Source organism: Streptomyces sp. E11-3, assembly GCF_046540415.1.
Lineage (GTDB): Bacteria > Actinomycetota > Actinomycetes > Streptomycetales > Streptomycetaceae > Streptomyces.
In genome coordinates, this window is sequence record NZ_JAZGRL010000088.1 from 1 (window position 1) to 2,704 (window position 2,704).

Genomic DNA, 2,704 nt, shown 5'->3' on the forward strand with positions numbered 1-2,704 from the left:
GCGGTAGCGGTGGGATTTGAACCCACGGTGACTTGCGCCACACTCGCTTTCGAGGTCTGTTCGTGGTATGGGGAGCATGATCCAGGCGTGTTCACCGCCATTCATTCCCGTTCGCACGCTGGGAGTGCCGCAGCCCTGCGAACGGCCTTGAACGGGGGCGTACGGCGATGAATGAGACGGAAACTGAGACGGACCAGGACCAAGAGGCTGTGACTGGCGTACACGCCGTGAGCGTGGTGGATACATTGGCCCAGTCCCAACCGGGGACAAAGCTGTGGGGGAGCCAGAAAGTCGGGGTGCAGTGAATGGTTCCACCGTCGCGACAGTGATCATCACGGTGTTCGGGGTTGTCGGGCTCGTCCTGGTGAACCTCCGGGCGTTGTTTGCTGAAGCGGCACGCACTTTGGATGCTTGGAAGTCTCTGCGTGAGGCATGGCGAGAGACTGAGGAGCCCAAGGACTGACAGGTGACATACGTGTGGCCCACCTCATCGGAGGTGGGCCACACGTATGTCACCTGTCAAGAGGGAAGGAACCCCGGTTTCTCCCTGCCCAGCTCCTGCAGGTGGCTCAAGTACTCCTGCGCTGCCGGTTCAGTGCTGTAGCGCTGCCTCATGACGGCAGCGAGTTCCCGGCTGGTCATGATGAGTGAGGGGACAGACTGCCGGTCACCCTGTAGTGCCCGCTCGCCATGGATGAGGGCCTGTTCGAGGTCGCCCTCGCGTGCTGCGGCCACTCCCAGGGTCACCCGTGCTTCGGAGTTCCGCATGGGTGAACGCTCCGTGCCGTCGAAGTCCGTTCCGGCGCGTAGAACCTCATCCGCGAGCGTCCGCGCAAGTCGGTCCTCCCCGACCAACCGGTAGCAGTCCATCGCGTAGAAGTCGAACTTGGCGGGGTCGACGACAAAGTGGTTGTCCAGGTTCTCGGGATGTGGCATGCCCTCCAACAGTCGACGCCCCTTGTCGAGGGCCACCTCAACCTGTCGACGGTCCCCGAGCCGCGCCCACGCCTTGGCCTCTTGACCGGCGAGCTGCACGGCAACGCCATGCTGCGGTGCGGTCTCAGCCCCGGCTTGCGCTGCCGCGATGACCCCGCGATAGTCGCCGGTCGTCAGCGAGAACCACGCCCTCATCTCGTGTGCCCACCCCGCGACCTCCGGGTGGTCCGACTCGGTCGCGAGCGATAGAGCGGCGCGGCGTGTTGACTCAGCCGCGTGGCGGTCTCCCGTGTCGTACTCCACACAGCCGACCAGCAAGGCGAGCCAACCCGACAGCGCGAGCACTTCGCGATGCTGGGCAAGCGTGAGGCTCTTCGTGTGCAGCTCAACGACGCGGCGAAGCCACTGCCGCCCCTCAATGAGGAGCTGACCGCTCGGCATGAAGGGGTACTCAGAGCAGAGGCGGTCCGTGGTGATCCGGAGAGCATCGAGCGTCGCACTGTCGACGTCGGACCGGTTCAGGCGACTCACGATCTCCAGAGTCTCCATACCGCTCGCTGCCAAGATTTCCTTGTCTCCGTCCCGACGGGACGGGGCAGGGAAGAGCGCGTGCCTCACCGTGCCGAACACGGCCGCGATGATCGGTTTATAGAAGTCGTTCGGTGCCTGGCCGGACTCCCAGCGCTTCCACTGGCGAATCATGCTGTCCTCTGCCGGGAGCTCCGTGGGGGCGTGCACACGCAGAGCCCTTACCGCGTCACGCTGTGACCAGTCGCGCGCCTGTCGTTCGGCAGCGATGCGTCGTGCCCATGCGGGCCTGTCGTCAGTCATGCGCCCTCCTCCGAGTGCCTACTCCGAGTCTCGCGCGCGAGCAGGGGGGACAGGGAAGGGGACAAGAGGGTGTCACTGGACATGTCCCCAGCTCCCTTCCCTGCCCCCTGGCTGTCACTTACCGCACACACTCCGTTGCTCACATGCTGGTTGCAGATCAAGCGCCACCCGGTACGGAGCGGTTCTCCAGCGCTTCGAGCCGTTCAGTCAACGCCTGAAGTTGGGAGCGGATTTCCTTGATGTCATCACGTACGTCGCCACTGGGCGCAGACCCGTCGCTGACGAAGTTGCCCAGGTTCCCCGCCGACACGATCAGTCCCTCGGCTCGGAGCGCGGCTAGCCCGTTCTGGATGGTCTGGCTCGCGTACCCGAAGCGGTCCATAAGCTCTCGCTGAGACGGGAGTTTCTCCCCCGGCTTCATCGTCTTGATGTCGTCGCGGAGTGCGTCCGCGACCTGCACCGCCTTTGGCTTAGGCCCTCCTGTGACAGTCATGCCTTGAGGGTACCCACCACAGCGAACTAGCGCGCATCACCCCACGAGGGTTGTGCACCACAGCAGACTAGTGCATGCTAGTTAATAAGCCCGGATCCAAGGGGCAATCGCTTGACCTGCAAGACCGCACGACCAGGAGCCCCGCGGTGGACGGGGGGAGGCGACCCGGCGCCTTGTCATTAACCGGAGGGCTTAGACCGAAAGGTCACGTCTCCATACGCCTACTTCGAGGCCGGACAGCTCTACCTGACACGGGAGCGCGGTCGCGACGAAGGAGACATGCACTACCCCGACCGGCCGCCGCACTTGGTTGCGGCGGGCGGTTCTTCTCAGTCCTGCCCGTCCGGCTCTGCGTCGTACGGGCGGGGCTGAGGGGATCCGGGACAGCACCGGACCCACTGCCCGAGAGGAGCCCGTAATGCCGAACGTAGCGACGCCGCCTGG

At 64.6% G+C, this 2,704-nt stretch carries 2 protein-coding genes; both read right to left on the minus strand.

All coding sequences use genetic code 11. The features are described 5' to 3' along the window. Nucleotides 1-519: 519 nt before the first annotated feature. Entirely contained in the window at nucleotides 520-1,767 is a 1,248-nt protein-coding gene (locus U9R90_RS35295; protein ID WP_411061513.1) for an XRE family transcriptional regulator, read from the minus strand. Between the two features lie 157 nt (nucleotides 1,768-1,924). Next, nucleotides 1,925-2,260, minus strand: a complete 336-nt coding sequence (locus U9R90_RS35300) for a winged helix-turn-helix domain-containing protein (protein WP_411061515.1) — start codon at nucleotides 2,258-2,260, stop codon at nucleotides 1,925-1,927. Nucleotides 2,261-2,704: the final 444 nt, after the last annotated feature.